Here is a 24,569-nt window from a genome sequence, read left to right as displayed (position 1 = left end):
CGCTTCGCTGCGAACCGGGGCGCGGAACCCCGGAGGAGGCGTCCGATGCGCATACTGCTGCTGTCCACGGCCGACACCGACCTGCTCGCCGCCCGGCAGGCGCAGGCGGGATACGTGACCGCCAACCCCGCCCGGCTCGACCCGGAGGACCTGCCCGCCCTCGCCCGCGACGCGGACGTGGCGGTGGTCCGGCTGCTGGGCGGCCGCAAGACCTGGCCGGAGGGCGTCGAGGCGCTGCGGGCGAGCGGGCTGCCGCTCGTGCTGCTGGGCGGGGAGGCCGACCCGGACGCCGAGCTGATGGCGCTGTCGACCGTCCCGGCCGGGGTCGCCGCGGAGACGCTGAACTACCTGCGCGAGGGCGGGGTCGCCAACCTGCGGGAGCTGGCCCGGTTCCTGTCGGACACGGTGCTGCTGACCGGCGAGGGCTTCCGGCCGCCGATCACCATGCCCGCCTACGGGGTGCACGGCGAGCGGTCCCGACGCGACGACAGGCCCACGGTGGGCGTGGTCTTCTATCGGGCGCACGAGCTGGCGGGCAACACCGCGTTCGTCGACGCCCTCTGCGACGCCGTCGAACGCAGGGGCGCCAACGCGCTGCCGGTCTTCTGCGGCTCGCTGCGCGGCGCCGACGAGGGGCTGCTCGCGCTGCTGGACGAGGCCGACGCCCTGGTGGTGACGGTGCTGGCGGCCGGCGGATCGACCGCGGCCGCGGCCGGCGCCGGGGGCGAGGAGGACGCCTGGGACGCCGGGGCCCTGGCCGCCCTGGACAAGCCGATCATCCAGGGCCTGTGCCTGACGACCTCCCGCCGGGCCTGGGAGGAGTCGGACGCGGCGCTGTCCCCGATGGACGCGGCGATGCAGGTGGCGATCCCCGAGTTCGACGGGCGGCTGATCACGGTGCCGTTCTCGTTCAAGGAGGAGGGCCCCGACGGCGTCCCCGTCTACCGGGCCGACCCCGAACGCGCCGACCGCGTCGCCGGGATCGCCGTCCGGCACGCCCGCCTCCGGCACACGCCCGCCGCGCGGCGCCGCGTCGCCATCGTGCTGTCGTCCTACCCCACCAAGCACTCCCGGGTCGGCAACGCCGTCGGCCTCGACACCCCCGTCTCGGCGGTCCGGCTGCTGCGCCGCATGGCCGAGGCCGGCTACGACCTCGGCCCCGACCACGCCCTCTGGCGGGACGCGGACGACGGCGACGCCCTCATCCACGCCCTGATCGCCGCGGGCGGCCACGACACCGAGTGGCTGACCGAGGAGCAGCTCCGCAACGCCGTCGCCCGCGTCCCCCTCGCCGCCTACACCGCCTGGTTCGACGCCCTCCCCGCCGACCTGCGCGACCGGATCCGCGAGCACTGGGGCGAGCCGCCCGGCGAGCTGTACGTGGACGGCACCGACATCGTCCTGGCCGCGCTGCGGTTCGGGAACGTGGTGCTGATGATCCAGCCGCCCCGCGGGTTCGGGGAGAACCCGATCGCGATCTACCACGACCCCGACCTGCCGCCGTCCCACCACTACCTGGCCGCCTACCGCTGGCTGGAGGAGGAGTTCGGCGCCGACGCGATCGTCCACCTGGGCAAGCACGGAACGCTGGAGTGGCTGCCCGGCAAGGGGCTGGGCCTGTCGGCCTCCTGCGCGCCAGACGCGGTGCTGGGCGAGTCGCCGATGATCTACCCGTTCATCGTGAACGACCCCGGCGAAGGCACCCAGGCCAAGCGGCGCGGCCACGCCACCGTGGTCGACCACCTGGTGCCGCCGATGGCCCGCGCCGACACCTACGGCGACCTGGCCAGGCTCGAGCAGCTGCTGGACGAGTACGCCACCGTGCAGGCCCTGGACCCGGCCAAGCTCCCGGCGGTGCGGGCGCAGATCTGGACGTTGATCAAGGCCGCGCGGCTCCACCACGACCTCCGGGTCGAGGAGATGCCGCCCGAGGAGGAGTTCGACGACTTCCTGCTGCACGTCGACGGCTACCTGTGCGAGGTCAAGGACGTGCAGATCCGCGACGGCCTGCACGTCCTCGGCCGGGCCCCGCAGGGCGAGGCCCGGGTCAACCTGGTCACGGCGATCCTGCGCGCCGCCCAGATCTGGGGCGGCGTCAAGGGCGCGTTCCCCGGCCTGCGCGCCGCGATCGCCCGCGTCCACGGCGTGGACGAGGGAGAGCTCCTCGCCGAGCCCGGTCGCAGGGTGCACGTCGAGGGGGAGGACCGGCCCGCGCCGGCCGGGGCGATCACCGTTCCGCGGCGGCTGGCCGCCCGCGGCGACCGGCCTCCGCGCACCGCCTCCGACGTGGTCGACATCCTGGAGGGGACGGCCCGCGAACTGGTCGAGGCCATGGAACGGCACGGCTGGCGGCCCTCCGCCGGCAAAGAGGTCTGCACGGCGGTCCTGGGCGGCGACGGCGCGGCCGTGGAGGCCGTTGCGCGGGTGCTGGAGTTCGCCGCCGAGGAGCTGGTGCCCCGCCTGGCCGCCACCGAGGGCGAGATCGACGCGGTGCTGCACGCCCTCGACGGCGGCCATGTCCCCGCCGGCCCCTCCGGCTCGCCCACCCGAGGGCTGGTGAACGTCCTGCCGACCGGCCGCAACTTCTACTCCGTCGACCCCAAGGCCATCCCCTCCCGCAACGCCTGGGAGGTCGGCGTCGCCCTCGCCGATTCGCTGATCAAGCGGTATCTGGACGACACCGGCGCCTATCCCGCCAGTGTCGGCCTCACCGTGTGGGGGACCAGCGCCATGCGCACCCAGGGCGACGACATCGCCGAGGTGCTGGCGCTGATCGGCTGCCGCCCGGTGTGGGACGAGGCCTCCCGCCGCGTCACCGGGTTCGAGATCCTCCCGTTGGAGGAGCTGGGCCGGCCGCGGATCGATGTGACGCTGCGCGTCTCCGGGTTCTTCCGCGACGCCTTCCCCCACGTCATCGACCTGATCGACGACGCCATCACCGCGGTGGCCGGGCTGGAGGAGCCCCCTGAGCGCAACCATCTGCGCGCCCACGCCCTGGAGGACCACGGGGTCCACGGCGACTGGCGGCGCGCCACCACGCGGATCTTCGGCTCCAGGCCCGGCGCGTACGGGGCGGGGCTGCTGCCGCTCATCGACGCCCGCAACTGGCGGGACGACCGCGACCTGGCCGAGGTGTACGCGGTGTGGGGCGGCCACGCCTACGGCCGCGGCCTGGACGGCCGGGAGGCCCGCGCCGACATGGAGGCCGCCTTCCGGCGGATCTCGGTGGCCGCCAAGAACGCCGACACCCGCGAGCACGACATCGTCGACTCCGACGACTACTTCCAGTACCACGGCGGCATGGTCGCCATGGTCCGCGCCCTGACCGGGAGCGATCCCGCCGCATACATCGGCGACTCGGCCGTGCCCGACCGGGTGAGGACCCGCACCCTGGCCGAGGAGACCCGCCGGGTGTTCCGCGCCCGCGTGGTCAACCCGCGCTGGATCGCCGCGATGCGCCGCCACGGCTACAAGGGCGCGTTCGAGCTGGCCGCCACCGTGGACTACCTGTTCGGCTACGACGCCACCGCCGGGGTGGTGGACGACTGGATGTACGCCGTCCTCGCCGAGAAGTACGTCTTCGATCCCGAGACCCGCGAGTTCATGACCCGGTCCAACCCGTGGGCGCTGCGCGGCATCACCGAGCGCCTCCTGGAGGCCGCCGACCGGGGCCTGTGGGCCGAGCCGGACCCGGCCGTCCTCGACCGCCTGCGGGAGACCTATCTGGAGCTCGAAGGGGACCTGGAGGGCGGGGACTGATCCCCCGCCTTCCCCGACCGTTTCATGGCGTCGACCAGCAGCCACACCTCGAAGCACGGATTGGACACCACGAGGTTGACGTTCTCCCGGCGGGCCAGTGACAGGGCGCTGTGGAGGGTGGCATGGTCGTCGACGTCGACGACGCACCAGACCGCGTCGTAGGCGAGGAAGGCGTCCTGTTGGGCGCGGGCCCGCTGACGGGCCTGGTCGCGGAGGCGGACCGCAAGCTCGACGGTGCTGTGGGGGTCGCGCCCCTTGCCCACGCAGTCGTACTCGACGACGTCCACGGGGATCGCCCGTAGATGGTCTTTAAGGCCGTCGAGATACCGCTTCTCGGTGACCGTGCCCTCGCAGACGACCAGCAGCCTGGCCTTCGGCCTGCGGGTCGCCGTCGTGCGCCGCAGGCTCCGAGGGCTGCGCCGATGCCTCATCCGACTCCGCTCTCAACTGCTGGAATATCGACCTGATGCGGTCAAAGCTGAGATACGGAACAGCACCGTAGCGGCCCTGCAGGTAGCCGCGCTCGATGTTCTCGTCACGTCGCGGCGTGAATTCGGCGAGCGAATACAGCGTAGTGGCGCCGGTCTCGTCTTTCTCGGTGAACCAGACCTCGTCCCGGTCGAGCAGGCCGTCGTCCAGCAGCGAGCCGAGCAGCGTGGTGTCGTGCGAGGCGAAGATGAGCTGAGAACGGTGGGGATTGACCGTCTCGTCCTTGAACATTCGGATGATGGTGGAGCTCAGGTGCGGGTGAAGGCTGGAGTCGACCTCGTCGACGAGCAGGACCGAGCGTCGCAACAGCGTGTCCAGTAGGGGCCCCACCAGCGAGAACCAGACCTGCGTTCCGGCGCTTTCCTCCCGGAAGTCGAAGGTCCGGACACCGTTCATTCCCGTGTGCACGAACTGGAGAACGGTCTCCAGCTCCCGGACGCGCCGCTCGCTCAGCGGCTCCCGCCCCGCCGAGGACAGCAGCCGCAGGGCGTCTTCGGGCAGCGGTCGACGGCTCAGCCTGACGTCGGAGATGCCCAGATCGGCGGCCTGCAGGAGCTGTCGGATGGAGTCCGCCACCTCGGCGTTCCGCAGCAGGTGCTGGGTGTACCTGGTGCGGATCCTCTGATCGGAGTCGGTCTGCCGGGCCAGCCGGATGTACCGGGTGAGCCAGTGGTGCAGGCCGCCCAGCAACGGATGGTCGTTGTTGGCGGCCGACGACAGGTACAGCGAGTTGGCGCGCGTGAGCTTGGCGATCCGGACGGTCTCGCCCTTCAGCGACCGGCCGAACTTGTATTCGTCCGGCCCGAAGCGCTCGAACAGCCGACGCGGCCGGCCTTCGGGGAAGGAGAACAGCCATTCGCCGAGCACCCGCTCGTCGTCGATCTCGAAGCCGTAGGAGTAGCGGGTGCCCCGGTGCACGAAGTCCAGCTCGTAGAAGGAGGGGCGGGCGGTGTCGGCGTCCTCGATCCGGAAGGGGTGTCGGGGGATTCCGCCGTCGGGGCTCCACCGGGTCTGGGACTCGTCGATGCACCGGAGCATGTAGGCCAGTGCGGACAGCACGTTCGACTTGCCCGAGGCGTTGGCCCCGTAGACGCCCACGACCCGCACGGTGGGGGGGATCTCGGCGGCTTTCGGTCTGCCCTGACCGCGCCGGGGCGTGGCGACGAAGGACAGCGTCTGCTCGTCGCGGATCGACCTGTGATTGGCGACCCTGAAGCGCAGCAGTGTCACTGGTCCTCCCTGCGGTCGATGGCAGAGTTCATGCAAGCACAGCGCGATCTACGACGTTCTTTCCCTTAAGAAAGCTTTTGCAAGCAGTCTCCAAGTCGTTATCGAGCCTGTGCGGCGTCACACGGCCGTTTCCCGCCCGCCGGGGTGATCTACGCTGACCCCGACACATGCGATGGGACGGGAAGGGAGCCGCCGTGGACGTTAAGGAGGACGTGCTCGGTCCCGAGTACGAGGCGATCGTGCTGCCGCTGGGGGAGGACTTCGAGGGGGAGGTCATCGCCACCCTGGTGCGGCGGCGGGCCGCCGCCCCCACCCGGCGGGCGGTGCTGTACGTGCACGGCTTCGTGGACTACTTCTTCCAGCGACACCTGGCCGACTTCTATGTGGAGCGCGGGTTCGACTTCTACGCCCTCGACCTGCGCAAGTACGGCCGGTCCCTGCTGCCCCACCAGACGCCCAACTTCATCCACAGCCTCAGCGAGTACTTCACCGAGATCGACGAGGCGGTGCGGATCATCCGTGAGGCGGACGGGCACGACGTGCTGCTGATCAACGCCCACTCCACCGGCGGGCTGACCACCTCGCTGTGGGCCGACCGGGTCAAGGGGAAGGGCCTGGTGCAGGGCCTGTTCCTCAACAGCCCGTTCTTCGACATGAACATCCCCGCGCCGGTGCGGATCGCGGGCGATGTGCTCTCCAAGGCCCTGCGGGCGCGCTGGCCCACCGTCAAGCTGCCCTCGCCCCGCGCCGGGCTGTACGTCCGCCACCTGCACCGCGACTACGAGGGGGAGTGGGACTTCGACCTGAACTGGAAGCCGATGTTCGGGTTCCCGGTGCGGGCGGCCTGGCTGGCGGCGATCCGGCGGGCGCACGCCCGGCTGCACGCCGGGTTGGAGATCGACGCGCCGGTGCTGGTGATGGCCTCCACCCGCAGCGCCCGCGGCAGGGCCGCCGAGCAGGCGGTGTCGGTCGCCGACATCGTGCTGGACGTGGATCACATCGCCTGCTGGGCGCCCAAGCTCGGCCCGCGCGTGACGGTGGTGCGGATCAAGGACGGCATCCACGACCTGGTGCTGTCCGGCAAGGAGGCCCGCGAGCAGGTGTTCACCGAGCTGGACCGGTGGATCCGCAGCTACTTGCCCGAGCCGCCCAGCGCGTAGTCGTCGAAGACCGCCGTCAGGCCGGGCTCCTTGGCGGACGGCCGGTTGGCGACCAGCCCGACCTGGTCCACCGGCAGCGGCGGCCGGTCGCGGTCGGTCGCCTCGACCATCCGCTCGCCGTTCACCCACAGCGTCAGCGTCATCTCGCCCTCGCCCTGGGCGCAGCGCGCCGTGACCCGGTTGAACTCCCCGGGGTCGATGGCGGACTTGGCCGGCGAGCCCAGCTCCACGGCGCGGTCCTGGGTGACCTTGCGGATGCGGGCGGTGCCGTCGCGCCGCAGCAGCAGCTCGTACCACAGGTCTTCGCGGCCGCAGTACAGCCCGCCCTCGGCGTTGTCGCCGTCGGAGTCGACGCGGACCTTGACGTCGGCGACGATCGACTCGGGCAGATCCTCCTTCACCGGCGTCTTCGACCAGGTCGAGGTGTCGACGACGCCGGTGACCGGCAGCGTGTAGTGGCCGTCCTTGTAGCGGTCGTTGAACACGCCGCCGTCCCATCCCGACTGCGGGTCGTTGAAGTTGTCGTTGAGCAGGACCTTCTCCAGCGAGCTCACCGTCGGCGCCTTCTGCTCGCCGGAGCGCAGCGCGAACCAGGCGACCGTCCCCGCGGCGACCGCCAGCGCGGCGACCGCGGCCGCCGCTCCCAGCAGCGGCCCGCGTCGCCGGGGCCGTGGCGGAGCGTCGTCGGCCCGGGTCGGCATCGCCTCGGGGGGAGCGGTCCGGGACGGCGTGCCGTGGGCGGTGCCGTGCGGGCGTGCGCCGTGGGCGGCCGGACCCTGCCAGGAGGCCTGCAGGGTCTCGGCCAGCCGGACCGGGTCGGGCCGTTCCCGGCCCACCAGCCGGGTCAGCAGGTCCTGGACGGTGGGACGCTTGCGCGGGTCCTTCTCCAGCGCGGCGGCCACCAGGTCCCGCAGGGCGGGGTCCAGCCCGTCCAGCCGGGGCTCGGCGTGCGCGACCTTGTAGAGGATCTCCGGGACCGTGTCGCCGCCGAACGGGGTCCGTCCGGTGCCCGCGTACGCGATCACGCATCCCCAGGAGAACACGTCCGAGGCCGGGGTGACCGGCTCGCCGCGCAGCAGCTCCGGCGGCAGGTAGCTGGGGGTGCCGACGAACTGGCCGGTGCGGGTGGGCCCGTCGGGGGCGTCCAGCGCCCGGGCGATGCCGAAGTCGATCACCCGCGGGCCGGTGGCCGACAGCAGCACGTTGGCGGGCTTGAGGTCGCGGTGCACGATCCCGGCGGCGTGGATGGCCGCCAGCGCGGTGGCCACCCCCACCGCCAGGCCCTCCAGGTCCGAGCCGGGCAGCGGGCCGCGCTCGGCCACCGCGCGCTCCAGGCTGGGGCCCTCGATGTACTCGGTGACCACGTACAGCGGGTCGCGGTCCAGCTCGGCGTCCAGGACCGGCGCGGTGCAGAACCGACGGACCTGCCGGGCGGCGGTCACCTCGCGGCGGAACCGCTCCCGGAACGCCGGTTCTCCGGCCAGCTCGCGGTTGATCACCTTGACCGCCACCCGGCGGCCGGACGGGTCCGTGCCGAGCAGCACCGTGCCCATGCCGCCGCGGCCCAGCCGCGCATGCAGCCGGTAGGGGCCCAGCTCGCGAGGGTCGTCCGGGTGGAGGGGGTCACCGATCGGGGTCATCGCCGTCCTGTGAAGTCCGTTGTCTGCCGAGGGCAACCCTAGCGAGGAGATTTCCGGCAGATCGCCTGAACGTCCGAGGATCGGGCACGGGGAACCGGCGGAGCGAACACGACGTCTGCGTAAGGACGAAATCGTGTGAACGAACCCGCTATTGTCCCGTTGCGGCCGGTTGATCTATGGGTGGCGGCCGCTTGGGCATTAGCGGTCATCCTTGGGACGGGGTTGCCTTATGTCACCGTCTGTGCGCAGACTGTCATGGGTTGTGGGCCTTTCGCACCGGCGAGGCAGCTGACTTGCCCCCGTTCGGCGCCCGGGAGATGGCCGAGGCGCGCCGGCACTATCTGGCCGCGCTGGCGTACGAGGTCGAGGTCCGCGGGCTGAGCTGGAGGCTGACCGGGCCGGGCGAGTCGGTGCTGCACGTGACCCATCCGGTGACCCGGCGGCAGGTGATGGTGGTGGCCATGTTCGCCGGTGACGGCTGGCGCTATCTGTGGGCGGGCGGCGGCACCGGCGACGTCGGCCGGCCCGCGCTGGCCGCCGACCAGATCGCCCGCATGCTCGGCTGACCGCGTACCGGCCCCGGCGCGGCGGATGCGCCCGCCGCGCGTTCGGACCCCATCGTCCGCCGCCGGCCGGTGCGGTCGCGCGCCGCGGATCTCTCGCGGGCCTCCGGTGATCGGCCGCGGCTCTTCGGCGAGCGTCTTCTCTGCGCCCCGGGCGTGCGCCCGGCGCGGCGCGATGCCGTGGCGGACCGGCGGGCCGCCCTGCTCCGGCCGTCCGACGCGTCCGGGGTCGCGGGAACGCCGTCCGCTCGTGAGCGAATCCGGAGAGGAACGGTCATCGACAGATAGTCTGTAACGAAACTATCTGTTAGCGTCTTATCCGTCGTCAGAGCGAAGGAGGAGACCGATGACCGACGAGAGGACCGCTCGACCGCCCGGCGCGCGCTCGCGGTGGCTCGCCCTGGTCCTGATCTGCACCGCCTCGATGATGATCATCCTGGACGGGACGATCGTCACCGTGGCGCTGCCCGTCATCCAGGCGGACCTGGGCCTGTCGGCCTCCGGGTCGGCCTGGGTGATCAACGCCTACCTGATCCCGTTCGCCGGCATGCTGCTGCTCGCCGGCCGGCTGGGCGACCTGCTCGGCCGCACGAGGGTGTTCCTGGCCGGGGTGGCCGTCTTCACGCTCGCCTCGCTGCTGTGCGGCCTGGCCGCATCCCCGGAGCTGCTGATCGCCGCCCGCTTCCTGCAGGGCGCCGGAGGCGCGCTGGCCTCGGCGGTGGGGCTCGGCATGGTGGTGCTGCTGTTCGCCGAGCCGCGCGAACGGGCCCGGGCGATCGGCGCGCACGCCTCCGTGGGCGCGGCCGGGGCCTCGCTCGGCCTGATCGCCGGGGGAGTGCTCACCGACGTGCTGAACTGGCACTGGATCTTCTTCGTGAACGTGCCGGTGGGCGTGGTCGTCGGCGGGCTGGCGGCCGTCGTGCTGGTCGCCGACCGGGGCCCGGGACTGCGCGGCGGCGCCGATGTGCTGGGGGCCGTGCTGGTCACCGCCGGGCTGATGCTGGCCGTCTACGCCATCATCGCGACCGAGCGGCACGGCTGGGTCTCGGCGCGCACCCTCGGCCTGGGCGCGCTCGCCCTGGCGCTGCTGGTCGCCTTCGTGGTCCGCCAGGCGACCGCCGCCCGGCCGCTGCTGCGGCTGCGGGTGCTGCGCTCGCGCGACGTCGCCGGCGCGAACCTGGTCCAGCTGCTCACCGTCGCCGGCATGTTCGGCTTCCAGGTCGTCGTCGCCCTCTACATGCAGCAGGTGCTCGGGTACGGGGCGGCGCGGACCGGGTGGGGGATGTTCCCCGTCGCCGTCGTGATCGGACTGGTGTCGTTGCTGGTCTCCACCCGGCTGACCGCCCGGTTCGGCGGGCGGGCCGTGCTGACCGTCGGGCTGGTGCTGATCGCCGTCGGGCTGGGATGGTTGTCGCGGACGCCGCACGACGGCAGGTACCTGATCGACCTGCTCGGCCCCATGATGGTGGCCGGCCTGGGCAGCGGGCTGGCGCTGCCGGCGATGGCCGGGCTGGGCATGTCGGGCGCCACCGAGGAGGACTCCGGAGTGGTGTCCGGCCTGTTCAACACCACCCAGCAGATCGGCGCGGCGTTCGGCTCGGCCACCGTGATGGCCCTGGCGGCGGCCCGCGCCGGGGAGCTGCACGCCGCCGGGATCCCGGCCGCCCAGGCGCTGACCTCCGGCTACACCGTGGCGTTCGCGATCGGCGCCGCCCTGGCCGCGCTGTCGTTCGTGATCTCGATCACTCTCTGGTGGGGAGGTCGGGCGCCGTCCGCCGGGCCGGCCGAGGCCGCCGCGACCCGTGCGCCGATAGACGTCTGACCAGCGGTTTCTCTGAATTGAGACAGTTGTCGTCGAAGGAGGCTCGGCGTTCTTCGGGCGAGATTCGCGTTGGCCGTTTCCGGCCATCGGCGTCCGGAATGGGAGCGAGCGTCGGTCCCTATCTGTATGATCCTGGGCTCCGGCCACCGGTTTCAAACATCTCAATCGTATAACGCGGCGAAATTCGTCAACCATGAGCCGCATTGATGCGTCGTAGACGGTGGCCGAGTCCGTAAGTTCCGAGAGAGTTACGGAGAAACATGCGCAAGACCTTCGCTCTGGCCGGTGCCGGCGCGGCCGCCGCCGCGCTCGTTTTCGCCGGTCCTGTGTCCGCCGCGACACAGCCGTCGATTTCGGCCTCCCCGAACCCGTTCTACCCCGGTGACACGCTCACCCTGACCGCCAAGGGCTGCACCACCGCTCCGCAGCTGCAGTCCGACAGCGGCCTGTTCGTGTCGCCGCCCCAGTTCCGCGGGCAGCCCACCACCTGGATCGCCCAGGGCAAGACCCGGTCCAACCTGACCCCGGGCAAGACCTACGTCGCCAAGTGGACCTGCCAGATCGAGGGCGGCAGCGCCGTCCTGTCGCTGACCACCACCCCGGGCAAGCGGCCGGACCGGCCCACGCCGACGCCGACCCCGACCAGGCCGACCTTCTCCTTCGGCTACGACGACGTGCAGCTGTCCACCCGCCGGGTGGTGCCGGGCGGCAGCACCACCTTCACGGTGACCTGCCCGACCTCGGTGACCATCACCGGCAACGGCTTCACCCAGAGCCCGCTGAAGGTCACCAAGATCGGCGAGAACAAGTGGCGGGCCACCGGCGTGTTCAAGAAGAACCTGCCGAACCCGACCACCGCCACGGTGATCTGCAAGGGCCACGGCTCGGTCAAGTACACGACCAACCCGGACAAGGGCGACAACAACAACATGAAGCCCAAGCCGAGCACCAAGATCCCCACCGGCCCGATCAACACCGGTGACGGGACCCTGTACATGGCCGAGAAGAACGGCTCGGCCATGCCGCTGGCGGCCGCCGGCGCCGGTGCGGCGCTCGCCGCCGGCCTGGGCGCCGTCGTGCTGCGTCGTCGGATGGTGCGGGGGCGTTCGTAACGTTGGCCGGACGCTTCGCCGCGGCCGTCGGTCGCCGCGCCCTGGGCGCGGCGACCGGCGTGCTGCTCACCGCATCCTTGCTGACCGCCTGCGGCAGTGAGGACAAAGACGCGGCTCCCGCCGGTCCGTCGTCCTCCGCACCCGCGGCCGACAGCCAGGACACCACTCAGGCGGCGGGCGTCGTGCCGCTGGGCGAGTCCAAGCCCACCCGGATCGCCATCCCCAAGATCGGCGTCTCGGCCCCGGTGGAGGGGGTCGGGCTGCTGCCCAACGGCCGGGTGGAGGAGCCGCCGCTGTCCCGGCCCAACCTCGCCGGCTGGTACTCCGAAGGCGTGACCCCGGGTGAGGCCGGCCCCGCGGTCATCTTGGGACACGTCGACGCCAACAAGAAGCCGGCGGTGTTCTACCGCCTCAAGGAGCTGACCAAGGGCGACAAGATCCAGATCACCCGGGAGGACGGCTCCACCGTGACGTTCGCCGTCACCGAGCTCAAGCGGGTGGACAAGAACGCGTTCCCGCACCAGCAGGTGTTCGGCGAGCAGCTGGACCATGCGGCGTTGCGCCTGGTGACCTGTGGGGGCGCATTCGACCCGCAGTCCGGCCACTACAAGGACAATCTCATCGTCTACGCGACGATGGTGGCCGCCTGATTCACGCGCTCGCCCGGCCCTGCGTTTCGGCGCAGGGCCGGGCGAGCGTTTTTTCTGCCCCTCGGCGATCGGCCCGGCGAGCGTATTCCGATCACTCGATGAAGCGCGGGAAATCGTGGCGCACGACACAGATCGGTCGCGATCTGGAGCACATTGCAGATGCTCAGGATGAGCGTCGGCGGCGCCACCGTGATGAGCCCGGCGATGTGCATATGACCGCCGCTGAGGAAACGCCGCGACGGTCTCACCGGGATGGGACCGGCCGGCGCGCACGGCGTCGGTTCCATCCCGCCACGACCCGCTCGCCCGGCCGTCGTCCGACGGCGGCCGGGGGACGTCGTCGCGCCCACCCGGCCGTTCTGTGCTCAGGTCGCCACGGGGCGAGTCAGCTGCAACCGGGTGATCTGGAAGACCGACACCATGCACAGCGCCGCCGCCAGCGCCTGGCAGGCCGCCGCCGCGACTCCCATGTGCACGCTGAACCGGGCCTCCGGCAGGCTCTCGGCGCCAGTGGGGAACGCCTGACCCAGCCCGAACGCCGCCAGCAGGCTGACCCACCAAACGAGCACCACCGCCCCCACCGCATGCCGCCCGGCCATGGTGAACCGGCCGCTGCTCACCCACAGGTCGTGCACGATCCGGGGCGGCAGCACCAGGTTGACCACCGGGATCAGCCAGCCGAGCACCACCCAGCCCCGGGGATAGGGGCGCGGCCCGGCGGCCTGCCCGGCCACCCGCCACAGCCAGATCAGGTACAGCGCGCCGGTGATGGCGGCCAGCACCGCGGAGACGGTGAACACGTCCGCGTAGGCGGCCAGCGCCCGCGCGGTGGCGGCGGCGTCATAGCCGTCCCTGGTCAGCTCGGCCAGCGGTGAGTCCAGCCGCAGCAGGCTGATCCCCGTGCCGAAGGCGATGAACGCGTTGAAGCCCAGCAGCATGAACACCGCCACGCCGACGGAGCGGAAGTCGCGCCGCCGGGCCCAGGCGCCGCAGGCCGGGCACCGAGCGACCTGTGAGGGGATGATGTCGCCGCACAGCGCACACGGCATTGGCCACCTCCGGGGTCCTTTGCACCCTTTTCACCCCGATGCTACGTACCTTTGACCGATGCCGGGTCCGAACTCATAAGCCCAGGTCAAACGATCAATGCCGTCAGCCAGACGGCCAACGCTCCGGACGTCGCCAACCAGGCGGCCAGCCTGGCCGTGCCGTGCCGCACCGGATCGGCCAGCCGCCAGGGCCGGCCCAACGTGACCAGCACCGCCGCCCACCACTCGGCGACCAACGCCAGCAGCGCGAACAGCGCCCCGTACCCGAGGGTCATGGTGATCAGCAGCACCCCGACCGGGGTGAGCGCGTGCGCGGCCAGCGCGGCGGTGCGGGCGGCGCCCGCCGGGCCGCGGAACAGGCCGGCCGCCACCAGCAGCCAGCCGACGCCGGCGAGGATCCACACTGCGGAGGGGGTCATGGCGCGTCCGGCCTCCGCGTCCGGACGGCGGCCGGCACGAAGATCGTCATCCCTCCATCGTTCCACCGCGCCGATGCCGATCGGGACGGCCGATCGGGACGCCCGATCAGGACAGCGGCAGGAACGCCGTCACCCGCCAGCCTCCGGCCGGGTCGGGGCCGGCGTGCAGCTCACCGCCCAGCGCCTGCACCCGTTCGGTCAGCCCCACCAGCCCGAACCCGCCGCCGGGCAGCCGTCTGCCGCCGCCCCGGCCGTCGTCGTGCACCGTCACCTCCAGCCCGTCGGGGCGGCGCCGCACCGCCACCCGCACCGCGGTGGCGTCGGCGGCGTGCTTGCGGACGTTGGTCAGCGACTCCTGCACCACCCGATGCACGGTGGCGGCGATCTGCACGGGGAGCTCTCCCGACTCCTCGACCCGCGGGTCCAGCTCCAGCGCGGCGGGCGGATCGGTGAACTTCTCGACCAGCTCGGCCAGCCGTTCCAGGCCGTCGGCCGGGTGGACGGGGCCGCCGCGGGCGTCGCCGTCCGGCGAGGCGTCCCCATCGCTGCGGAGCAGCCCGACCATCCGCCGCATCGACGTCAGGGCCTCGGTGCCGGCCCGTTCGATCGCGCCCAGCATCTCCGCCACCTGCTCGGGGTCGCGCATCGCGCCCGACCCGGCCGCGTACCGGGCCGCCTGCGCCTGCACCACGATCCCGGTGATGTGGTGGGCGACGAAGTCGTGCAGGTCCCGGGCCAGCGCCAGGCGTTCGTCCCGGCGCGCGTCGGCCAGCGCCCGGGCCCGCCGGGCGTCCAGCGCCCGCAGGTACAGTCCCGTGCCGACCGCCATCGCCACCAGCACCATCAGCGGGGCCGACAGCACCGCGACGGCGAGCATCGAGTGCCGCCCCGGCGTCGCCAGCGCCGCGCCGGCGGGCAGCGCCGCCAGCGCCACCACCCGCGGCATGGGCACCCGCCACACCGCCCGCATCGTCAGCACCAGCAGCGCGGGGAGCTCCACGACCATCGACGGCGCCGGCGCCGGGTCGCCCAGCCCCATCACCACGGTGGCCGCCAGCGATGACGCTCCGGCGGCCACCGTCCACTCCGGAAGTCTGCGCACGCTGACCGCCCCGAGCAGGCACACCGCCGCCGCGGCCGTCAGCGCCGGCGTCTGCGGCACCGGGCCGCCGACCAGCAGGCAGCCCAGCACGAACAGGCCCCCGCACACCCGGACCGCCGTCCGCACCAGCACCCCGCCGCAGGAGTGCACCGCATCCAGCGCCGTCCGCCGTCCGGTCGCCTCCGCCCTCATGACAGCCGAGGCTAGATCCCGCACCGGCGGTCGCGGATCGCTCTCGGGAGTGATCCTGAGTCGATCTTCTGTTCGAAAGGAATGTCAGTGGGGCCGGATAGCGTTGAGTGAACAGAGGGAATGACTCCCTCGAACCCTCGGGGCGCACCCCGGGCGCCCCCGCCACGGCGACACGGAAGGGGACCGCGGCATGAACATCCACCACGGCACGGCCCACATCACCCACGCGTCGCTGCACGGACCGGCCGAGCGCACGCTCATCGAGCCCTGGCTCACCGAGTACGCCGGCCTGATGACCAACGCCTACCCCGAGGCCCCCGCCCCGCCCCCCGAGGAGCCGGAGGAACGCCCGGCCACCGTCACCGCCCTGCCCACCGCGCCGGGCCGCACGATTCCGCTGGCCGCCTGAGACCACGGCGCGCCTTCCCGGTCCCGCGTTCGAGGACGGTCTCATCGAACGCCCCGGCCCAGGAGGGCGCGCCCTGTCGTGTCCGCCGCCTCCTCCCCTGTCCCCGTCCCCCCGTCGCCGTAGCCTCCGGGGCGTGTCCGCGTCCGGGCCGCCCGTTCGGGTGCGCGCCGTGCCCGACGATTTCTCCGGGGCGTGAGCCGGACCCGATCGGCCGCGTCCGGGTGCGCGCCGTCTCCGTGCCCTCTCCGTCCGTGCGCGTTCGCGCGCCCGCGGGCGCGTCCGGTCGCTCGCCCGGCGGGACGCCCGGTCAGGAGTCGACGGCCTCCTTGAGGGCCCGGAGGGTGGGCTCGTCGCGGATCCCGCCGATGAGCAGGGTGGTGACGGGACTGTCGCGCCACACCCGGATGCGCTCGCGGATGCGGGGGAGGGGGCCGAGCAGCGAGATGGAGTCGGCCAGCTCGTCGGGGACGGCCTTGACGGCCTCCTCGCGGCGGCCGGTCAGGAACAGCTCCTGGACCTTGACCGCCTCGTCGGCGTACCCGAGGCGGGCGATCAGGTCCAGATGGAAGTTGCGGTCCTTGGCGCCCATGCCGCCGATGTAGAAGGCGATCGGGATCTTGGCCAGCTCCAGCGCGGCGGGCAGGTCGTCGGTGACGATCGTGGTGACGGTCGCGGCGATCTCGAAGCCGGGCGGGCGATGCGCCAGGGAGGCGCCGAACAGGGCGTCGATCTTGGTCGGGTCCACGAAGAGGGGCAGCCATCCCTGGGCGATCTCGGCGGCCAGGGCGACGTTCTTCGGCCCCTCGGCGCCCAGGTAGATCGGGATGTCGGAGCGCAGCGGGTGGACGATGGACTTCAGCGGCTTGCCCAGCCCGGTGCCGCCGGGGTACGGCAGCGGATAGTGCGGACCGTCGTTGGTCACCGGCGCCTCGCGGCGCCAGATCTTGCGCAGGATGTCGACGTATTCGCGGGTGCGGGCCAGCGGCTTGGGGAACGGCACCCCGTACCAGCCCTCCACCACCTGGGGCCCGGACGCGCCCAGTCCGAGGATCAGCCGTCCGCCGGACAGCGCGTCCAACGTGAGCGCGTGCATCGCGGTGGCCGCCGGGGTGCGGGCCGAGATCTGCGCCACGGCGGTGCCCAGCTTGATCCGGCTGGTGCGGGCCGCGTACCAGGTCAGCGGGGTGAAGGCGTCGGAGCCGTAGGCCTCGGCGGTGAACACGCAGTCATAGCCCAGCCGTTCGGCGGCCAGCACCGTCTCGGTCTGGTCGTCGATGTCGCGCTGCCAGTAGCCGACGTTGATGCCGAGCTTGAACGGGGCGGACACGCAGAGCACCTCCGGTCGTCGCGACGCACCACGATACTAGAACACGTTCTAGTAGGGTGGAAGGCGGTGCGGATGGACGACCGGAGGCGCCCTGTGCCGCGGATCAGCGGCTGCCGACGTCCTCGATGAACGAGCGCCAGCCGGCGGGGCTCAGCACCAGCGCGGGACCGTGGGGGTCCTTGGAGTCGCGCAGCGCGCGGCGGCCGTCGCCGAGCGCGGCGACCTCCACGCACTGGTCGCCGCTGCCGCTGTAGGAGGACTTGCGCCAGACGGCGCCGGACAGTTCGTCGGTTGCGGGGTGGACGTGCTTCACGACCTTTAGTACTCCTTCGCTGCCTCTACGAGGAGGTGCGCGGATTCCTCCGGGGAGAGGGCTGCATCGATGATCCGCTTGAATCTCGACTCATGTTGTCCTATTTCCCCTGCACTCTCAAGGTAAACGTCGCCCATGGTCCCCTCTACGTAGGCGATATCGGGGTCTGCAGGGTCAGGAAACGACAAAATCGTAAATCTGCCATCAAGTCCGGCATGTTCACCCGCTGTGAACGGCAGGATCAGCACCGTGATCTTGGGGCGCTCGGCCAGCCTGGCCAGATGGCGCAGCTGGTCGCGCATCACCGCCCGGCCGCCGATCGGGCGGCGCAGCACCGCCTCGTCGAAGACCATCTGCAGCTCGGGGGCGTTGGGGCGGTCCAGCAGCGCCTGCCGGGCCTTGCGGGCCGCGATCCGGCGCTCCACGTCGGCCTTGGTGGGCAGCATCCGACCTGCGGTGATCACCGCACGGGCGTACTGCTCGGTCTGCAGCAGCCCGTGGATCAACTGGGCGTCCCAGGAGCGGATCAGCGAGGCCTCGTCCTCCAGCGCCACGTAGCTGCCGGTGAACACATCGGCGTAGGCGGTCCACCAGCCGCGCTGGCCGGCCTGTTTGGCCAGGGCGATCAAGGCGTCCCGCTCCGGGCTGGGCACCCCGTACAAATCGAGCATCACCGCCACGTCGGTGTGCCGCGGCCGGGTCTGCCCGGTTTCCAGCCTGGACACCGTGGCCCGCGACCAGCCGAGCCGGTCGGCGACGTCCTGCAAAGTGAGCCGTTCCCGTTCGCGCAGCCGGCGCAATTCCCGCGCCAGCCGGCGGCCTCGGACGGTGGGGCGGTATGTCATGGGCGCAAGTGTGGTGTTTCGGTCTGCACCGCACAACGCGAACGTCATGTCCGGTGGGCAAAAGTCCGCGACTCGGTTGCGGCCGTGCAACTTTCACGAGACGCTGTGTTCACGTGACCGGTCGGGGACCCAGCGTGACAATCGGTTCACCTGACGCAACGGCTGGAGGCGACTCTCCCGTGCAGACCTCACCCGAGATCGGCGGCCCCCTCACCGTCCCGGCGGGCCGGAGTCCGGAGTTCTCCGTCGACGCCGGCGGACCGGCCGAGGCCGACGACCACGGGCGCGCCGGATGGGCGTGGGCGCTGCCCGTCGGGCCCGGGTGCGCGCGGGAGGCGCGGGCGGTCCTCGGGCAGGCGCTCGGCGCCCTCGGCGCCCCCGCCAACCTGATCGCCGACGCCCAGCTGATGGTCAGCGAGCTGGCCACCAACGCCTACCAGCACGCCGACGGCAAGGGGCCGTACGAGCTGTGGCTGTATCCGGACGCCGGGTCCGCCCGGTATCGCCCGCACGGCCGCGAGCTGCGCTGCGCGGTCTTCGACGGACTGCCCGACGTGCACCTGCCGGGCTATTCGTGGACGTCCGGCGACTTCGGCCGCGGGCTGAGCATCGTCCGGGAGCTGTCGGGCGGGCGCTGGGGCGTCCACCGGGAGCGCTCCAGGCTCGACGGCCGGCGGCTCGGCAAGATCGTGTGGTTCGCGCTGCCGTCGGCGTCGTGCCCGGGGGCCCGATAGCGGATCCGGTGCGGGCGTCCGCCGCGCCGGACCCGGTCCGGGCGCGCGCACCCCGCCGGATCGCTCAGGCCGCCCGCGCCGCGCGCCGCCGCCTGCCCGGCGGGGTGCGCAGCAGGTTCAGCGGCCGGTCCCGGGACACCAGGTAGTCCACGGGCCGGTGCCGCACCGTGGCGGGGACGACCCGGGCGCCCGCCCGGTGGGCGGCCAGCATCGCGTTGAACGCCCGCTCCCGGGCCGGGCTCCAGGGGATGTCGAGCATCTCGCGCACCCGCGGCGGCAGCAGCGCGCCCGCCAGGAACGCGTTGAACCGGGTGTAGGCGGAGACCATCGGGCCGGGCAGGGGCGGCCGCGGGGAGCCGGGGCGGCGGCGCAGCAGCTTCTGCGCCAGCGGGGTCGGCTTCAGCTCCGTCTCCACGACGTGGTCGACGTACGCCTCGAACGCCTCCAGGTCCGGCGGGCAGTGCCCGTCGGGGATGGCGCAGCCGCGGGCCAGCAGCTTCTGCTCCTCGTAGTAGCGGGCGCGCTCGGCGTCGGGCAGCCGCCCGAAGGTCCGCTCATACAGGTCCAGGGGGACCCGGACGCCGGTGGCCCACACCCACATCAGCAGATCGGGGTCCAGGGCCCGATAGGGCACGCCTTCGTCGCTGACGCCCTCGACGCGCTTGTGGATGCGGTGGAACAGCGCCGACTGCCTGGCCGACACCTCGGGGGACCCGAAGGCCATCTTGAGCATGATGTCGGCGGTCCGCCACAGCCGTCCGAACGGGTCGGCGGCGTAGTCGGAGAACCGCTCCACGCCGGCCGCGATCAGCGGGTGCGTGACCTGGAGCAGCAGCAGGGTGGACAGGCCGAGGTTCTGCACCGGCTCCCGGAGCACCGTCCAGCAGACGTCATCGGGCCGGTAGGGGAGGGTGCGCCCGGTGGCGACGAGATCGTCCATGGCGTCAGTGAAGCACCTTATTGGCAACCTGCCAATAGTCTGTCGACATTGCGTCCACTATCTTTCGCGGGCGATGTCACCCGACCGCGACTAGGGGGCCGCCCGGGCGGTGTGTCATCCTGTGCAGGCGACGGACACGGTGGAACCCGGTGCGAATCCGGGGCTGTCCCGCAACTGTGACCCGCCGGGCGACCGGCGGGGAGCCAGGAACGCCGACCGTCGTTCAGTGCCGAACCTCACGGGCGTGGACACCCGAGGAAGGACGGATCGACCCATGTCGCCTGCCGCCCCCGCATCGATCGCCCCCCGCATCGGCCGGGGCCTCATGAGCTCTCCCCGCTATCCCTTCTCCGCCGTCGTCGGGCTCGCCGACCTCAAGCTCGCCCTGCTGATCAACGCCGTCTCCCCGGGGGTCGGCGGGGTGCTGGTCCGCGGCGAGAAGGGCACCGCCAAATCCACCGTCGTCCGGGCGCTGGCCGCGCTGCTGCCCCCGCTCACGGTCGTGCCGGGCTGCCGGTTCTCCTGCGACCCGGCCGATCCCGACCCCTCCTGCCCGGACGGTCCCCACCCGCCGGACGGCGGCGGCGCGCGGCGGCCCGCTCGGCTGGTGGAGCTGCCGGTGGGCGCCTCCGAGGACCGGCTGCTGGGGTCGCTGGACATCGAACGGGCCCTCACCGAGGGCGTCAAGGCGTTCGAGCCGGGGCTGCTGGCCGCCGCGCACCGCGGCGTGCTCTACGTCGACGAGGTCAACCTGCTGCACGACCACCTGGTCGACCTGCTGCTGGACGCCGCCGCCATGGGCCGCTGCCATGTGGAGCGCGAGGGCGTCTCGGTCCAGCACGCCGCCCGCTTCCTGCTGGTCGGCACCATGAACCCCGAAGAGGGCGAGCTGCGCCCCCAGCTGCTGGACCGGTTCGGGCTGACCGTCGAGGTCGCCGCCACCCGCGACCCGGCCGAACGCGCCGAAGTGGTGCGCCGGCGGCTGCGGTTCGAGGCCGACCCCGCCGGGTTCGCCGCCGCATGGGCCGACGCCGAGGCCGAGCTGGCGGCGCGGATCGCCGCCGCCCGCGAGCGGCTGCCCGGCGTCGCGCTGACCGACGCGGCGCTGCGCCAGATCACCGCCGTGTGCGCGGCGTTCGAGGTGGACGGGCTGCGCGCCGACCTGGTGACCGCCCGCGCCGCGATCGCCCTGGCCGCCTGGCACGGCCGCGACGCGGTCACCGCCGACGACGTCCGGCAGGCGGCCCGGCTGGCGCTGCCGCACCGCCGCCGCCGCGACCCGTTCGACGCCCCCGGCCTGGAGGAGGACAGGCTCGAGCAGGCCCTGCGGGAGCACGCCCCCGAGCCGCCCGACGACGACGGCGACGGCCCCGGCGGCGGACGGGGCGCAGGCCCGGACGGCCCGGCGGACTCCGCGGAGCGGGACGGGACGCCCCCGGGCGCCCCCTCCCCGGCGCGTCCTCCGGCGCAGCGGGGCGCCGGCGGCCGGCGGGAGGACGAGCCCGCCCCCGCCGACGCGATCTGCCGGCCGCGGCTGTTCACCGTGCCCGGCGTGGGAGAGGGGACGCCCGGCCGCCGCTCCAAGGCCCGCACCCCGCACGGGCGGGCGACGGGCGCACGGCCCGGGACGCGGGACGTCCACCTGACCGCCACGCTGCGCGCCGCCGCCCCCCACCAGCGGGCCCGCGGACGCACCGGCCCCGGGCTGATCCTCACCCCCGACGACCTCCGCCGGACCGTGCGGGACGGCCGCGAGGGCAACCTGGTGCTGTTCGTCGTGGACGCCAGCGGCTCGATGGCGGCCCGGCGGCGGATGCGGGCCGTCAAGGGCGCGGTGCTGAGCCTGCTGCTGGACGCCTACCAGCGGCGCGACAAGGTCGGGCTGATCACCTTCCGCGGCACCGGGGCCGAGCTGGTGCTGCCGCCGACCTCCTCGGTGGAGGCCGGCGCCCGCCGCCTGCGGCGGCTGACCACCGGCGGCCGCACCCCGCTGGCCGCCGGGCTGCGGCGGGCCGCCGAGGTGCTGCGGGCCGAGCGGCTGCGCGATCCGGCCCGCCGCCCGCTGCTGGTGCTGGTGACCGACGGCCGCGCCACCCACGGTCCCGACCCGGAGCGGGCCGCCGCCCTGCTGCGCGGCGTCGCCGCCGTGGTGGTGGACTGCGAGTCGGGGCCGGTGCGGCTCGGCCTGGCCGGGCGGCTGGCCGCCCGGCTGGACGCCGAGGCCGTCCGGCTGGAGGAACTGGCCGCGAGCGGGCTGAGGCGGGTCGTCCGCGACGCCCGGGCGGCGTGAGAGGGTGCCGAGAATGCCACAGGGCAGGCCGGAGCACGTTCCCGACGACGGGCTGACCACCCGGCAGCGCCGCCACCGGCCGCTGGTGATCGTGCACACCGGGCCGGGCAAGGGCAAGTCCACCGCCGCGTTCGGGCTGGCGCTGCGGGCCTGGAACCAGGGATGGCCGATCGGGGTGTTCCAGTTCGTCAAGTCCGCCAAATGGCGGATCGGCGAGGAGACCGCGCTGCGGGTGCTCGGCGAATCCGGCGAGGGCGGCACGGTGGCCTGGCACAAGATGGGCGCCGGCTGGTCGTGGATCCGGCGGCCCGGCACCGAGGCCGACCACGCCGCCGATGCCCGCGAGGGCTGGGAGCAGATCAAGCGGGACCTGGCGGCCCAGACCTACCGGCTGTACGTGCTGGACGAGTTCACCTACCCCATCGCCTGGGGCTGGATCGACGTCGCCGACGTGATCGACGCGCTGCGGAACCGGCCCGGGCACCAGCACGTGGTGATCACCGGCCGCGACGCGCACCCGGACCTGGTGGAGTTCGCCGACCTGGTCACCGAGATGGGCAAGGTCAAGCACCCCATGGACCGGGGACAGAAGGGCCAGAAGGGCATCGAGTGGTGACCGCCCGGATCGTCGTCGCCGCCCCCGCCTCCGGATCGGGCAAGACGACGGTGGCCACCGGGCTGATGGCGGCGCTGACGGCGCGGGGCCTGACGGTCTCCCCGCACAAGGTCGGCCCCGACTACATCGACCCCGGCTACCACGCGCTGGCCACCGGGCGGCCCGGCCGCAACCTCGACCCGTTCCTGGTCGGCGAGGAGCTGATCGTCCCGCTGCTGCGGCACGGGGCGCGCGGCGCGGACATCGCGGTGATCGAGGGCGTGATGGGCCTGTACGACGGGGCGGGCGAGCGCGACGACTTCGCCTCCACCGCGCACATCGCCCGGCTGCTGGACGCCCCCGTGGTGCTGGTGGTGGACGCCTCGGCGGCCGGACGCTCGGTGGCGGCGCTGGTGCACGGCTTCCGGAGCTACGGGGACGTGCGGCTGGGCGGGGTGATCCTCAACCGGATCGGCTCCGAGGCGCACGAGCATCTGTGCCGCACGGCGATCGAGGAGCTGTCGGTGCCCGTGCTGGGGGCGCTGCGGCGCCGCGACGACATGGCGGCCCCCTCCCGCCACCTGGGGCTGATCCCGGCCGCCGAACGCGACGCCGAGGCGGTCCGGCTCGTGCGGCGGCTGGGGGAGATCGTCGCCGAGAGCTGCGACCTGGACGCCGTGCTCGCCCTGGCCCGCTCCGCGCCCCCGCTGACCGCCCCCGCCTGGAGCCCCGCCGACGCGGTGGGGCCGCGTCCCGGCGGCGCGCGGCCGGTGGCGGCGGTCGCCGGCGGACCGGCGTTCACGTTCGGGTACGCCGAGAACGAGGAGCTGCTGGAGGCCGCGGGCGCCGAGGTGGTCCGCTTCGATCCGCTGCGCGACGAGGCCCTCCCCGACGGCGTCCGGGGCCTGGTGATCGGCGGCGGCTTCCCCGAGATGTACGCCGGGGAGCTGTCGGCCAACGAGCGCCTCCGCGCGCAGGTCCGCCGGCTGGCGGCCTCGGGCGCCCCCGTGTACGCCGAGTGCGCCGGGCTGCTGTACCTGGTGCGGGAGCTGGAGGGGAGGCCGATGTGCGGGGTGCTGGACGCGACCGCGGCGATGACCTCGCGCCTGACCCTGGGCTACCGCACCGCCGTCGCCCTCACCGACTCGGTGGCGACCCGTGCGGGCGAGCGGCTGAACGGGCATGAGTTCCACCGGACGGCCGTCGACCCGCCCCACGGGCCGGCGCCGGCCTGGCAGTGGGCGATGCGCCCGCGCGGCTCCCGCAAGGACGGGTTCGCCACGGGCTCCTGCCTCGCCTCCTACCTGCACCTGCACTGGACCGGCCGGCCGGAGATCGCCCGGCGCCTGGTGGACGCGATGGAGGGACGCCGATGACGTTCGACCGGGGCGTCACGCTGACCACCGACCGGCTGGTGCTGCGGCCGTTCGCCGCGGGTGACGCGCCCGACGTGGTCGAGGCCGCCCGCGACCCGCAGATGCTGCGCTGGATGCTGTGGGCGGCGGAGGAGGACCTCGAGCGGGCCCGGGAGTTCTGCACCCGGATCGCCCACGAGGACCCGATGCACAAGATCACCTTCGCGATCGAGGCGGACGGCCGCTGCTCGGGCTCGGTGGGCCTGCAACGCGCCGACTGGATGTTCGGCCGGGTCGAGATCGGCTACTGGCTGGCCCCGTGGGCGCGCGGCCGGGGCCTGGCCACCGAGGCGGTCCGCCGGGTCACCGACTACGCCTTCCAGACGGGCCTGTACCGGGTGGAGCTGCTGGCGGCGGTCGGCAACGCCCCCTCCCGGCGGGTCGCCGAACGCGCCGGCTTCGCCCGCGAGGCCGTGCTGCGCCGCGCGGGCCTGCTGCCCGGCGGGGCGCGGACGGACCTGGTGATGTTCGCCCGGCTCGCCGAGCCCTGATCCGGGGCCGCGGCGACGACGAG

General features: G+C 73.2%; 22 protein-coding genes and 1 riboswitch. Of the genes, 12 read left to right on the top strand and 10 right to left on the bottom strand.

From position 1 onward, the window contains the following. Window positions 1-45: 45 nt before the first annotated feature. The gene (gene cobN, locus EIO00_RS10970) at window positions 46-3,759 is read left to right on the top strand and encodes a cobaltochelatase subunit CobN (RefSeq protein WP_140177822.1); all 3,714 of its coding nucleotides are present in this window, start codon (window positions 46-48) and stop codon (window positions 3,757-3,759) included. Here cobN and EIO00_RS10965 read toward each other — a convergent pair. Further along, the gene (locus EIO00_RS10965; RefSeq protein WP_241661281.1) at window positions 3,720-4,121 is read right to left on the bottom strand and encodes an RloB family protein; all 402 of its coding nucleotides are present in this window, start codon (window positions 4,119-4,121) and stop codon (window positions 3,720-3,722) included. The two genes, cobN and EIO00_RS10965, sit on opposite strands and share 40 nt — an antisense overlap. Continuing rightward, window positions 4,069-5,478 carry an AAA family ATPase gene (locus tag EIO00_RS10960; protein ID WP_140177820.1) on the bottom strand — a complete coding sequence of 470 codons (1,410 nt, stop codon included), beginning with the start codon at window positions 5,476-5,478 and terminating at the stop codon, window positions 4,069-4,071. The genes EIO00_RS10965 and EIO00_RS10960 overlap by 53 nt, the downstream gene beginning before the upstream one ends. 194 nt (window positions 5,479-5,672) lie before the next feature. Here EIO00_RS10960 and EIO00_RS10955 point away from each other — a divergent pair, with 194 nt between their 5' ends. After that, complete coding sequence (locus EIO00_RS10955) at window positions 5,673-6,638, top strand: alpha/beta hydrolase (protein WP_140177818.1); 966 nt, start codon at window positions 5,673-5,675, stop codon at window positions 6,636-6,638. On the opposite strand, the gene EIO00_RS10950 is transcribed toward EIO00_RS10955, so the two are convergent. Next, on the bottom strand, window positions 6,611-8,278 hold the full coding sequence (locus EIO00_RS10950) for a serine/threonine-protein kinase (RefSeq protein ID WP_140177816.1): 1,668 nt from the start codon (window positions 8,276-8,278) through the stop codon (window positions 6,611-6,613). The genes EIO00_RS10955 and EIO00_RS10950 overlap by 28 nt on opposite strands. Window positions 8,279-8,571: 293 nt before the next feature. Between EIO00_RS10950 and EIO00_RS10945 the strand changes: the two genes are divergently transcribed. The 4 genes from EIO00_RS10945 to EIO00_RS10930 all read left to right on the top strand — a co-directional run bounded on the left by EIO00_RS10945 (window position 8,572) and on the right by EIO00_RS10930 (window position 12,425). After that, window positions 8,572-8,844 (top strand): hypothetical protein, encoded by a 273-nt coding sequence (locus EIO00_RS10945; protein WP_241661270.1) that lies wholly within the window; start codon window positions 8,572-8,574, stop codon window positions 8,842-8,844. 343 nt (window positions 8,845-9,187) lie between these two features. Next, complete coding sequence (locus EIO00_RS10940; RefSeq protein WP_140177814.1) at window positions 9,188-10,663, top strand: MFS transporter; 1,476 nt, start codon at window positions 9,188-9,190, stop codon at window positions 10,661-10,663. Between the two features lie 260 nt (window positions 10,664-10,923). Then, window positions 10,924-11,775: a hypothetical protein gene (locus EIO00_RS10935; RefSeq protein ID WP_241661269.1), complete on the top strand. Its 852-nt coding sequence runs from the start codon at window positions 10,924-10,926 to the stop codon at window positions 11,773-11,775. A gap of 2 nt (window positions 11,776-11,777) precedes the next feature. Further along, entirely contained in the window at window positions 11,778-12,425 is a 648-nt protein-coding gene (locus tag EIO00_RS10930) for a class F sortase (RefSeq protein WP_140177812.1), read from the top strand. Window positions 12,426-12,790: 365 nt separating this feature from the next. On the opposite strand, the gene EIO00_RS10925 is transcribed toward EIO00_RS10930, so the two are convergent. The 3 genes from EIO00_RS10925 to EIO00_RS10915 all read right to left on the bottom strand — a co-directional run bounded on the left by EIO00_RS10925 (window position 12,791) and on the right by EIO00_RS10915 (window position 15,187). Beyond that, window positions 12,791-13,474: a DUF4328 domain-containing protein gene (locus EIO00_RS10925; RefSeq protein WP_140177810.1), complete on the bottom strand. Its 684-nt coding sequence runs from the start codon at window positions 13,472-13,474 to the stop codon at window positions 12,791-12,793. 86 nt (window positions 13,475-13,560) lie between these two features. After that, entirely contained in the window at window positions 13,561-13,893 is a 333-nt protein-coding gene (locus tag EIO00_RS10920; protein WP_140177808.1) for a hypothetical protein, read from the bottom strand. 106 nt (window positions 13,894-13,999) lie between these two features. Further along, window positions 14,000-15,187 (bottom strand): sensor histidine kinase, encoded by a 1,188-nt coding sequence (locus EIO00_RS10915; protein ID WP_140177806.1) that lies wholly within the window; start codon window positions 15,185-15,187, stop codon window positions 14,000-14,002. Window positions 15,188-15,377: 190 nt separating this feature from the next. Between EIO00_RS10915 and EIO00_RS10910 the strand changes: the two genes are divergently transcribed. Then, window positions 15,378-15,596 (top strand): hypothetical protein, encoded by a 219-nt coding sequence (locus EIO00_RS10910; RefSeq protein ID WP_140177804.1) that lies wholly within the window; start codon window positions 15,378-15,380, stop codon window positions 15,594-15,596. A gap of 307 nt (window positions 15,597-15,903) precedes the next feature. On the opposite strand, the gene EIO00_RS10905 is transcribed toward EIO00_RS10910, so the two are convergent. The 3 genes from EIO00_RS10905 to EIO00_RS10895 all read right to left on the bottom strand — a co-directional run bounded on the left by EIO00_RS10905 (window position 15,904) and on the right by EIO00_RS10895 (window position 18,081). After that, window positions 15,904-16,923 carry an LLM class F420-dependent oxidoreductase gene (locus EIO00_RS10905; protein WP_140177802.1) on the bottom strand — a complete coding sequence of 340 codons (1,020 nt, stop codon included), beginning with the start codon at window positions 16,921-16,923 and terminating at the stop codon, window positions 15,904-15,906. Between the two features lie 103 nt (window positions 16,924-17,026). After that, window positions 17,027-17,236 carry a DUF397 domain-containing protein gene (locus EIO00_RS10900; protein WP_241661268.1) on the bottom strand — a complete coding sequence of 70 codons (210 nt, stop codon included), beginning with the start codon at window positions 17,234-17,236 and terminating at the stop codon, window positions 17,027-17,029. 5 nt (window positions 17,237-17,241) lie between these two features. Then, window positions 17,242-18,081 carry a helix-turn-helix domain-containing protein gene (locus EIO00_RS10895; RefSeq protein WP_140177800.1) on the bottom strand — a complete coding sequence of 280 codons (840 nt, stop codon included), beginning with the start codon at window positions 18,079-18,081 and terminating at the stop codon, window positions 17,242-17,244. A 179-nt stretch (window positions 18,082-18,260) separates the two neighbouring features. Between EIO00_RS10895 and EIO00_RS10890 the strand changes: the two genes are divergently transcribed. Continuing rightward, window positions 18,261-18,815: an ATP-binding protein gene (locus EIO00_RS10890; RefSeq protein ID WP_140177798.1), complete on the top strand. Its 555-nt coding sequence runs from the start codon at window positions 18,261-18,263 to the stop codon at window positions 18,813-18,815. A gap of 64 nt (window positions 18,816-18,879) precedes the next feature. Here EIO00_RS10890 and EIO00_RS10885 read toward each other — a convergent pair whose 3' ends face one another. Beyond that, window positions 18,880-19,755 (bottom strand): oxygenase MpaB family protein, encoded by an 876-nt coding sequence (locus EIO00_RS10885; protein WP_140177796.1) that lies wholly within the window; start codon window positions 19,753-19,755, stop codon window positions 18,880-18,882. Window positions 19,756-19,896: 141 nt separating this feature from the next. Further along, window positions 19,897-19,966: riboswitch (cobalamin riboswitch) on the top strand. Window positions 19,967-20,029: 63 nt separating this feature from the next. Here EIO00_RS10885 and EIO00_RS10880 point away from each other — a divergent pair. The 4 genes from EIO00_RS10880 to EIO00_RS10865 are packed head-to-tail and all read left to right on the top strand — an operon-like array spanning window position 20,030 to window position 24,546. Continuing rightward, a complete protein-coding gene (locus tag EIO00_RS10880; protein ID WP_175596188.1) occupies window positions 20,030-22,045 on the top strand; it encodes a putative cobaltochelatase in 2,016 nt (671 codons plus the stop codon). 13 nt (window positions 22,046-22,058) lie between these two features. After that, entirely contained in the window at window positions 22,059-22,661 is a 603-nt protein-coding gene (gene cobO / locus EIO00_RS10875; RefSeq protein WP_140177794.1) for a cob(I)yrinic acid a,c-diamide adenosyltransferase, read from the top strand. After that, a complete protein-coding gene (locus EIO00_RS10870; protein ID WP_140177793.1) occupies window positions 22,658-24,016 on the top strand; it encodes a cobyrinic acid a,c-diamide synthase CobB in 1,359 nt (452 codons plus the stop codon). The genes cobO and EIO00_RS10870 overlap by 4 nt, the downstream gene beginning before the upstream one ends. Then, entirely contained in the window at window positions 24,013-24,546 is a 534-nt protein-coding gene (locus EIO00_RS10865) for a GNAT family N-acetyltransferase (RefSeq protein WP_140177791.1), read from the top strand. The genes EIO00_RS10870 and EIO00_RS10865 overlap by 4 nt, the downstream gene beginning before the upstream one ends. Window positions 24,547-24,569 lie beyond the last annotated feature (23 nt).

This window comes from Thermomonospora catenispora (assembly GCF_006363815.1).
Taxonomy (GTDB): Bacteria; Actinomycetota; Actinomycetes; order Streptosporangiales; family Streptosporangiaceae; genus Thermomonospora; species Thermomonospora catenispora.
Note: the sequence above shows the minus strand (reverse complement) of the source record. Positions and strands in the feature narration are given on the sequence as shown.

What these genes read in the sequence shown, in the direction of transcription:
- cobN (WP_140177822.1), top strand. Translation starts at nt 46, where the DNA reads ATGCGCATACTGCTGCTGTCCACGGCCGACACCGACCTGCTCGCCGCC.
- EIO00_RS10950 (WP_140177816.1), bottom strand. Translation starts at nt 8,278, where the DNA reads ATGACCCCGATCGGTGACCCCCTCCACCCGGACGACCCTCGCGAGCTG.
- EIO00_RS10940 (WP_140177814.1), top strand. Translation starts at nt 9,188, where the DNA reads ATGACCGACGAGAGGACCGCTCGACCGCCCGGCGCGCGCTCGCGGTGG.
- EIO00_RS10935 (WP_241661269.1), top strand. Translation starts at nt 10,924, where the DNA reads ATGCGCAAGACCTTCGCTCTGGCCGGTGCCGGCGCGGCCGCCGCCGCG.
- EIO00_RS10925 (WP_140177810.1), bottom strand. Translation starts at nt 13,474, where the DNA reads ATGCCGTGTGCGCTGTGCGGCGACATCATCCCCTCACAGGTCGCTCGG.
- EIO00_RS10920 (WP_140177808.1), bottom strand. Translation starts at nt 13,893, where the DNA reads ATGACCCCCTCCGCAGTGTGGATCCTCGCCGGCGTCGGCTGGCTGCTG.
- EIO00_RS10915 (WP_140177806.1), bottom strand. Translation starts at nt 15,187, where the DNA reads ATGAGGGCGGAGGCGACCGGACGGCGGACGGCGCTGGATGCGGTGCAC.
- EIO00_RS10910 (WP_140177804.1), top strand. Translation starts at nt 15,378, where the DNA reads ATGAACATCCACCACGGCACGGCCCACATCACCCACGCGTCGCTGCAC.
- EIO00_RS10895 (WP_140177800.1), bottom strand. Translation starts at nt 18,081, where the DNA reads ATGACATACCGCCCCACCGTCCGAGGCCGCCGGCTGGCGCGGGAATTG.
- EIO00_RS10885 (WP_140177796.1), bottom strand. Translation starts at nt 19,755, where the DNA reads ATGGACGATCTCGTCGCCACCGGGCGCACCCTCCCCTACCGGCCCGAT.
- EIO00_RS10880 (WP_175596188.1), top strand. Translation starts at nt 20,030, where the DNA reads ATGTCGCCTGCCGCCCCCGCATCGATCGCCCCCCGCATCGGCCGGGGC.
- cobO (WP_140177794.1), top strand. Translation starts at nt 22,059, where the DNA reads ATGCCACAGGGCAGGCCGGAGCACGTTCCCGACGACGGGCTGACCACC.
- EIO00_RS10865 (WP_140177791.1), top strand. Translation starts at nt 24,013, where the DNA reads ATGACGTTCGACCGGGGCGTCACGCTGACCACCGACCGGCTGGTGCTG.